Raw genomic sequence first — 7,322 nt, 5'->3', positions numbered from 1 at the left:
GGGCGGGGACGTCGCTGCCCGCGTCGTGCAGGGCGGACTCCAGGACGCGGCCGCCGGGGCAGTCGGCGCGCAGGACGCCGAGCAGCAGGTGGCCCTCGTCGATCCCCTTGTCGCCGAGGCGCACGGCCTCGCGCAGCGCGAGCTCCAGCGCCTTCTTCGCGTCCGGGGCGAACGGGTGGTGCGAGCGCTGCCGCCGTGGCTTCCCGGCGCGGTCCAGCGCGCCGCGCCCGAAGACCTCGTCGGTGCGCCGGCGGACCTCGGCGAGGTCGACGCCGACGGCGGCCAGCGCCGCGCCGTCGAGCGAGTCCTCCGCCTCGACGGCGCGGCGGCAGCGGGCCTCGACGTCGGCCGGGTCGAGGCCGACGGCGCGCAGGGCCGCGGCCGCGGTCGCGTCGCGCCGGGTGAGCGAGACCACCAGGTGCCGGGTGTCGATCGTGTCCGTGCGCAGCTCGACCGCCACCTCCTGGGCGCCGACGACGACCGCGCGCGCGTCCTTCGTGAACCTCTCGAACATCAGATCCTCCTGCCGTGCTTCTTGTGGACCGCCTGCTTGCTCACGCCGAGCGCGTCCGCGACGTCCTGCCACGACCAGCCGAGCGTCCGGGCCCGCTCCACCTGGAGCGTCTCGAGACGGTCGGCCAGGTCGCGCAGCGCGCGGACGGCCCGCAGGCCTTCTCCGGGGTCGTCGCCGGCGGCCGCGCCGACGAGCGTCTGTTCGGTCATGCCGTCAACTATGGTTGACGGTATGACGACTGTCAACCCCGGTTGACGCGCGAGTTGTCAGAGCCATGTGCCGCCCTACCGGGTCCTGGTTCTGACAGGTCTGGCGCGCGTGGACCTGTCAGAGTGAGGCGGGGTCATACCCGCGCGTGGCTCTGACAGCTCGCGCCGGGGGTGTGGGATCGGTCACCCGCAGCCGGAGATCAGGGGCCGCTGTTCCCGCTGTCGTTCGGGTCGGACTACCCTGTTCGGGGATGTCTTGATGTCGAGACATCCGTTCGTGCCGGCCTCTGCCGACCCAGGGGCACCACCGATGGAAGGACGCAGCAGGGTGGACCTGTTCGAATACCAGGCTCGCGACATCTTCGAGAAGCACGGCGTGCCCGTGCTCGGCGGCGTCGTCGCGACGACGCCCGAAGAGGCTCGCGCAGGTGCAGAGAAGCTCGGCGGCGGGACCGTCGTCGTCAAGGCCCAGGTGAAGACCGGCGGCCGCGGCAAGGCCGGCGGCGTCAAGCTGGCCCACTCCCCGGCGGAGGCCGAGGAGAAGGCCTCCGAGATCCTCGGGATGGACATCAAGGGCCACACCGTCCACCGCGTGATGATCGCGCAGGGCGCCAAGATCGCCGAGGAGTTCTACTTCTCCGTGCTCCTGGACCGTGCGAACCGCAACTACCTCGCCATGTGCTCCGTCGAGGGCGGCATGGAGATCGAGCAGCTCGCCGTCGAGCGCCCCGAGGCGCTCGCCCGCGTCGCCGTCGACCCGATCGTCGGCATCGACGAGGCCAAGGCCCGCGAGATCGTCGACGCCGCGAACTTCGCCGACGACCTCAAGGCCCCGGTCGCCGACGTCATCCAGAAGCTCTGGACGGTCTTCACCGCCGAGGACGCCACCCTCGTCGAGGTGAACCCGCTGGTCCGCACCGAGGACGGCGCGATCGTCGCCCTCGACGGCAAGGTCTCGCTCGACGAGAACGCCTCCGAGGTGCGCCACCCCGAGCACGCGGAGCTCGAGGACAAGGCCGCGGCTGACCCGCTCGAGGCCAAGGCCAAGGAGAACGGCCTCAACTACGTCAAGCTCGACGGCGAGGTCGGCATCATCGGCAACGGCGCGGGCCTCGTGATGAGCACCCTCGACGTCGTCGCGTACGCCGGCGAGGAGCACGGCGGCGTCAAGCCCGCCAACTTCCTCGACATCGGTGGCGGCGCCAACGCCACGGTCATGGCGAACGGCCTGGACGTCATCCTCAACGACCCGCAGGTCAAGAGCGTGTTCGTCAACGTCTTCGGCGGCATCACCGCCTGCGACGAGGTCGCCAAGGGCATCGTCGGTGCGCTGGAGATCCTCGGCGACGAGGCCAGCAAGCCGCTGGTCGTGCGTCTCGACGGCAACAACGTGGACCTCGGCCGCGCCATCCTGGCCGAGGCGAACCACCCGCTGGTCACCCTGGCCGAGACCATGGACGGCGGCGCCGCCAAGGCCGCCGAGCTCGCCCACCTCTGAGCGCCCCGCAGACGTCGAAAGCAGAGACTTCAGAACCATGTCGATCTACCTGAACAAGGACAGCAAGATCATCGTCCAGGGCATCACCGGCGGGATGGGTGCCAAGCACACCGCCCTGATGCTCGACTCCGGCGCGCAGATCGTGGGCGGCGTCAACGCCCGCAAGGCCGGCACCACCGTGACCCACAAGGACCACGAGGGCAACGACGTCACGCTCCCCGTCTTCGGCAGCGTCAAGGAGGCCATGGCGGAGACCGGCGCGAACGTGTCGGTCCTGTTCGTGCCCCCGGCGTTCACCAAGGACGCGGCGATCGAGGCCGTCGACGCCGAGATGCCGCTGATCGTCGTCATCACCGAGGGCGTCCCGGTGCAGGACTCGGCGGAGGTCTTCGCCTACCTGCAGGGCAAGAAGACCCGCATGATCGGCCCGAACTGCCCCGGCATCATCACGCCGGGCGAGTCGCTGGCCGGCATCACGCCGCACACCATCACGGGCAAGGGCCCCATCGGCCTCGTGTCGAAGTCGGGCACCCTGACCTACCAGATGATGTACGAGCTGAAGGACCTCGGGTTCTCGACCGCCATCGGCATCGGCGGCGACCCGGTCATCGGCACCACGCACATCGACGCGCTCGAGGCCTTCGAGAACGACCCGGAGACCAAGGCGATCGTCATGATCGGCGAGATCGGCGGCGACGCCGAGGAGCGCGCGGCGGCGTACATCGCCGAGCACGTCACCAAGCCGGTCGTCGGCTACGTCGCGGGCTTCACCGCCCCCGAGGGCAAGACGATGGGCCACGCCGGTGCGATCGTGTCCGGCTCGGCCGGCACCGCGCAGGCCAAGAAGGAGGCCCTCGAGGCCGTGGGCGTGAAGGTCGGCAAGACGCCGTCCGAGACCGCCGAGCTCATGCGCGAGATCCTCAAGGCGCTCTGACCTGCAGGCGTCCTGACGCCCTGCACGACGCGCACGACGGCGTCCGCCCCCTGGGGGCGGGCGCCGTCTGTGTGTCTGCGAGGTTCTGGCAGGCGCGCGGGTGACGATGGGGCCGTGAGCGCACCACCCGGGACCCGACCCACCCGCATCGTCCGCACGGTCGACGGCGCCGCCCCGGGCCGCGGCCCCGGCCGCGGGGGAGAGCGGTTCGCCGCGGCGACCTCCGGCGCCTGGGCCGCCGTGCAGGGGATCGTCCTGTCCGGTGCGGTCGTGGTGCTGCTGGCCGTGGTCGGCGCGCTGGGCGGCTCCGCCGACTCCGCATGGACCGGCGCCGTCGGCGTCGCGACCGGGCTCTGGCTGCTCGGTCACGGCGTACCGATGGCTGCGGGGGCCGGCGTCGTCACCGTGATCCCGCTCGGCATCGGGGCGCTCGCCGTCTTCACCGCTTACGTGTCCGTCAAGCGCTCCGCGCTGCCCACCCTCCCTGCCTGGGTCGGCGCGGCCACGACCTACGCCGCCGTGACCTGCGCGCTGGCGCTGGCGACGGCAGGAGTGGCGGGCGGCGACGGGCTGGCCGCCCCGGGCCCACGGCTCGCCCTGGCCGCCCTCGGAGGGCTCGTCGTGGGCGGGGCCGGCGCGGCGCTGGGCATCCTCGTCCCGCCGGACCGGCCGCTCGTCGTCGTCCCCGGCGGACTCCTGGACCGCGCCGTGCCCGACGTCGTGCGGCTCGGCCTGCAGGCAGGGACGGTGGCGCTGTTCGCGCTGCTCGGGCTCGGGGCCGCCCTGACCGGCGTGTGGGTCGTGGCCGGCCGGGCGACGTCGGAGGACGTCGTGACCGGGCTCGACCCCGGCTGGATCGGCGGCGTGGTGTTCGCGGTCGCGCAGCTCGCCCTGCTGCCCAACGTCGTGCTCTGGGCGACGGCCTGGCTGGCCGGGCCGGGGTTCGCCGTCGGGCAGGACACGTCGTTCGCCCCCGGCGGCACGACCACCGGGCCGCTGCCCGCCGTGCCCCTGCTGGGCGCGCTGCCGGGGCCGGACTGGTCGGGCACGACGGCCGCGGTCGCGGGCCCGCTGGTCGTCGTCGCGTGCGGGCTGCTCGCGGGCTGGTTCGCGTGGCGGCGGCTCGACCCGGAGCGTGTGCGGTGGGCCGACGTCGCGCAGGTGCTCGCGGGCGTCGTCCTGCTCGCGGGCGTCGTGACGGGGCTGCTGCAGTGGTGGGCCGGGGGAGCGGCCGGTGCCGGCCGTCTGGCCGCGGTCGGGGCCGACCCCGCCCTCCTCGGTGCCGTGGTGGCCGTCGAGGTCGGTGCGGGCGCGGCGATCGTGCTGGTCTGCGCGTATCTCGACGTCGGGGCGCGGCTGCGGCGTTCGTAGCGGCGCCGAGCGGGACCGGGACCATGAGCTGGTGACGAGTAGGGTGACGTCCGTGCAGACCCCGTCCGGCCACCCCGTCGCGTCCACGTCCACCCGGGAGACGGCCCAGGCTCGGCTCGTCGTCCTGGCGTCGGGCGGAGGGTCCAACCTCGCCGCTCTGCTCGCCGCGCACGACGACCCCGCCTACGGCGCCCGTGTCGTCGGCGTGGTCTCGGACAAGCCCGGCGCCGGTGCCCTGGACCTCGCGCGCGACGCCGGCGTGGCGTCCGTCGTCGTCGCCCCAGCAGACTTCGACGACCGGGCCGCGTGGAACGTCGGCATCGCCGAGGCTGTCGCCGTGTTCCGGCCGGACTACGTCGTCCTCGCCGGTTTCATGCGGATCCTGGCACCCTCGTTCGTGGAGCGGTTCGCCGGGCGGATCGTCAACACGCACCCCGCCCTGCTGCCGTCGTTCCCCGGCGCGCACGGCGTGCGCGACGCCCTCGCCTACGGGGTCAAGGTCACCGGCTGCACCGTGCACGTGGTGGACACCGGTGTCGACACCGGCCCGATCCTCGCGCAGGCCACCGTGCCCGTGCTCGACACCGACGACGAGTCGGCCCTGCACGAGCGGATCAAGGTCGCCGAGCGCGCCCTGCTCGTCGAGACCGTGGGCCGCATCGCCCGAGAGGGCCTGCGCGTCGAGGGGCGGAGCGCCGTCCTGGGCTGACGCGCGCGCTCAGTCCTGCGCGGGAGCCTCGGTGCCCCGGTGGACGTCGTCGCGCGGCCCGAGGACGTTGAGCACCTGGTAGGTCTCGCGCACGACCTCCGGCTCGGCACGCGCTGCCGCGAGCGTCCGGTCCCCCCAGCGGTTCAGCAGCTCGTGCACCTCCGTGGCGAGGGCGTCGGCCTCTTCCTTGGTCAGCAGGATCGACGAGGTCATGAACTGTCGACGCACGGACTCGTCGTCCCGGTGCCCGTTGATGAAGACGTCGGAGGCCCAGCGCATGGCGGGGCGCAGCACGGCCTCCCGCGAGGCCGGGGTGTCGGTCTTGACGTTGAAGCTGCCGGCCGCGTTGGTCCACACGCGGTCGCGCTTGTCGCGCGCGTGCTCGGGTGCCTCGACGATCATCCCGGCCTTGGCGAGCACCCGGAGGTGAAAGCTCACGGAGTTGGCCGGGTGCCCGATCGCCTCGGCGAGATCGGCGGCCCGCGCGTGGTCCATGACGGCCAGCTGCATGAGGATCCGCTGCCGCACGGGGTTCGCCAGGGCGCGGAGCGCCTCCGGCTCGGTGATGTCCATCGAGGTCTCCAGCACGCTCTGAGCCTAGCAACGTCCCGCAACGGCAGGTGCGCAAGATTCGATGCGCAATGACTATTGCGCAACTGATGTTGCGGGACTAGCGTTCCTGTCATGACCCAGAGCACGGCGGCCGCAGCGCCGTCCGCACCGAGCGAGACCGCCACCCCGACCGAGGGGACCGCGACGACCGAGGCCGTCGGGCCCCTGCGCCGCAACCGCCCGTACCTGCTGCTCATGTCCGGGCTCACCGCTCAGTCGCTGGGCGGCAGCGTCACGAGGTTCGCGGTGCCGCTGCTGGCGCTGCAGCTCACCGGCTCGCCGACCGCGGCCGGCGTCGTGGCCGCCGTCGGGCAGACCGGCGCGCTCCTGGCGGCGCTGCCCGCGGGCGTCGTCGCCGACCGCACGGACCGCCGCCGGCTCGTCGTCGTCGCGGCGGGCGTCGCGGCCCTGCTGTGGGCCACGGTCGTGGTCGCGGGGGTCCTCGGCGGGCTGACGGCGTGGCACCTCGCGGCGGTCCTGTTCGGCGCCGCCGTGGCGACCGCCTTCCTCGACCCGGCCATCAGCGGTGCGTTCCGCGCCGTCGTCCCGCAGCCGCAGCTGCCCACCGCGTACGCCGCCGCGCAAGGACGCGACGCCGTCGCCGGGATGCTCGGGGGACCGCTCGGCGGCGTGCTCTACGGCGTCGCGCACGTGGTGCCGATGCTCGGGGCGGTCGTGGGGACCGCGGCCACCGCCGTCTGCGCCTTCTTCGTCCGGGAGCCGCTCGGCGGCGGGGACGCCGAGGCGCGCGCCACGCACCCCCTCGTCGCCCTCAGGCAGGGGCTGCGCTACGTGTGGTCGGTGCCGCTGTTCCGCGCCAGCATCGGGCTGTTCGTCATGGTCAACGTCGCGCTGAGCGGCATGATGATCGGCATCAGCCTCGAGCTCGCCCGGACGGGCACGCCGCCCGTGCTCATCGGCGTCTTCAACATGGTCGCCGCGGGGTCGATGCTGCTCGGCTCGCTGTTCGCGCCCCCGCTCGTCGCGCGGCTGCGGCTCGGCGCCGTCACCGTCGTCTCGCTCGGGCTGCTGGTCGTCGCGTTCGCCGGGATGGCTCTCGTCCAGACCTACGCTGCGTACGTCGTCCTCATCGGGGTGGGTGTGCTGCTCGTCCCGGCGGTGAACGCCGCGATGGCGGGGTACACCGCGGCGATCACGCCGGACCAGATGCAGGGGCGGCTCTCGTCCGTGCTGGGCCTCAGCGGGGTGGCGGCCCTGCCGATCGCACCGCTGGTCGGCGGCAGCCTCCTCGGGGCGGGCGGCATCGGCGCCGTGCTGTGGACGCTCGTGGCGCTGCTCGCGGTCACCGTCGTGGGGATCGCCCTCGTGCCCTCGCTGTGGCGGGTCGGCACCCCGGACGCCTGGGCCGACGACGCCATCCCGATGCCCGCCGAGTGATCCGGCGACGTTGTCAGAGCCACGTCACGCCCGAGCGTGACGTGGCGCTGGCCACTTTTCGGGCCCCCGCGCACTCA

General features: G+C 73.3%; 8 protein-coding genes. 5 read left to right on the top strand and 3 right to left on the bottom strand.

Going from position 1 to position 7,322, the window contains the following annotated elements; translation table 11 throughout:
• Both ACFT55_RS17935 and ACFT55_RS17930 read right to left on the bottom strand, forming a co-directional pair.
• On the bottom strand, positions 1-514 hold a 514-nt coding region (locus tag ACFT55_RS17935; protein WP_380245202.1), incomplete at its 3' end, for a Clp protease N-terminal domain-containing protein.
• Positions 514-723: an RNA polymerase subunit sigma-70 gene (locus tag ACFT55_RS17930; RefSeq protein WP_380245201.1), complete on the bottom strand. Its 210-nt coding sequence runs from the start codon at positions 721-723 to the stop codon at positions 514-516. The genes ACFT55_RS17930 and ACFT55_RS17935, both read right to left, overlap by 1 nt.
• A gap of 328 nt (positions 724-1,051) precedes the next feature.
• Here ACFT55_RS17930 and sucC point away from each other — a divergent pair, with 328 nt between their 5' ends.
• The 4 genes from sucC (at position 1,052) to purN (ending at position 5,235) form a co-directional block, all read left to right on the top strand.
• On the top strand, positions 1,052-2,221 hold the full coding sequence (gene sucC / locus ACFT55_RS17925; RefSeq protein ID WP_380245200.1) for an ADP-forming succinate--CoA ligase subunit beta: 1,170 nt from the start codon (positions 1,052-1,054) through the stop codon (positions 2,219-2,221).
• Positions 2,222-2,258: 37 nt separating this feature from the next.
• The gene (sucD, locus tag ACFT55_RS17920) at positions 2,259-3,155 is read left to right on the top strand and encodes a succinate--CoA ligase subunit alpha (RefSeq protein WP_380245199.1); all 897 of its coding nucleotides are present in this window, start codon (positions 2,259-2,261) and stop codon (positions 3,153-3,155) included.
• Positions 3,156-3,269: 114 nt separating this feature from the next.
• Positions 3,270-4,526, top strand: coding sequence for a DUF6350 family protein (locus tag ACFT55_RS17915; RefSeq protein ID WP_380245198.1), 1,257 nt, complete (start codon positions 3,270-3,272; stop codon positions 4,524-4,526).
• A 52-nt stretch (positions 4,527-4,578) separates the two neighbouring features.
• The gene (gene purN, locus ACFT55_RS17910; RefSeq protein ID WP_380245203.1) at positions 4,579-5,235 is read left to right on the top strand and encodes a phosphoribosylglycinamide formyltransferase; all 657 of its coding nucleotides are present in this window, start codon (positions 4,579-4,581) and stop codon (positions 5,233-5,235) included.
• 9 nt (positions 5,236-5,244) lie between these two features.
• Here the strand turns inward: purN and ACFT55_RS17905 are convergent, their stop codons facing one another.
• On the bottom strand, positions 5,245-5,823 hold the full coding sequence (locus ACFT55_RS17905) for an ArsR/SmtB family transcription factor (protein ID WP_380245197.1): 579 nt from the start codon (positions 5,821-5,823) through the stop codon (positions 5,245-5,247).
• 96 nt (positions 5,824-5,919) lie between these two features.
• Between ACFT55_RS17905 and ACFT55_RS17900 the strand changes: the two genes are divergently transcribed.
• Positions 5,920-7,245 carry an MFS transporter gene (locus tag ACFT55_RS17900; protein WP_380245196.1) on the top strand — a complete coding sequence of 442 codons (1,326 nt, stop codon included), beginning with the start codon at positions 5,920-5,922 and terminating at the stop codon, positions 7,243-7,245.
• Positions 7,246-7,322: the final 77 nt, after the last annotated feature.

Origin of the sequence: Isoptericola sp. NPDC057191 (assembly GCF_042670225.1) — a bacterium.
Taxonomy (GTDB): Bacteria; Actinomycetota; Actinomycetes; order Actinomycetales; family Cellulomonadaceae; genus Isoptericola.
Note: the sequence above shows the minus strand (reverse complement) of the source record. Positions and strands in the feature narration are given on the sequence as shown.

Coding starts and splice junctions, on each gene's coding strand:
- ACFT55_RS17930 (WP_380245201.1), bottom strand. CDS start 723: ATGACCGAACAGACGCTCGTCGGCGCGGCCGCCGGCGACGACCCCGGA.
- sucD (WP_380245199.1), top strand. CDS start 2,259: ATGTCGATCTACCTGAACAAGGACAGCAAGATCATCGTCCAGGGCATC.
- ACFT55_RS17900 (WP_380245196.1), top strand. CDS start 5,920: ATGACCCAGAGCACGGCGGCCGCAGCGCCGTCCGCACCGAGCGAGACC.